This window comes from Adlercreutzia sp. DFI.6.23 (genome assembly GCF_024462535.1).
Classification (GTDB): domain Bacteria; phylum Actinomycetota; class Coriobacteriia; order Coriobacteriales; family Eggerthellaceae; genus Adlercreutzia; species Adlercreutzia rubneri.
Window position 1 is genome coordinate 1 of sequence record NZ_JANGBP010000263.1, and the last position, 368, is coordinate 368.

Here is a 368-nt window from a genome sequence, read left to right on the forward strand (position 1 = left end):
CTGAGGAGAACGGCGGCGAGCCCTTGTGCGTGGCGTCGTGCCCCACCGAGGCGCTGAAACCGGGAAGCACCCCCGAGACCGGCGTGCTGGGCCTGGCCGAGCTGAACCAGGACCGGTGTCTGGCCTACCGCCTCATCGGCTGCCGCTTCTGCTACGACGCCTGCGAGTACGAGGCCATGGCGCTGGACGAGAACAACCGCCCCTACGTGCTGAACGACGCGTGCAACGGCTGCGGCGCCTGCGAGTGCGTGTGCGTCTCGTTGCAGAACGGCTCCATTTCCGCCGGGGCCACCGAGCGCGCCATCGTCGTCCGTCCCCTCGAAGCCTAAAGGAGGCCTGCGCTGTGAATACCAAGCGACTCCGCACTA

1 pseudogene is annotated in these 368 nt (G+C 67.9%); it reads left to right on the top strand.

The annotated features are described in order from the left end of the window. Positions 1-329, top strand: a pseudogene (locus NE591_RS13295) (4Fe-4S dicluster domain-containing protein); the annotation flags it as partial. Positions 330-368: the final 39 nt, after the last annotated feature.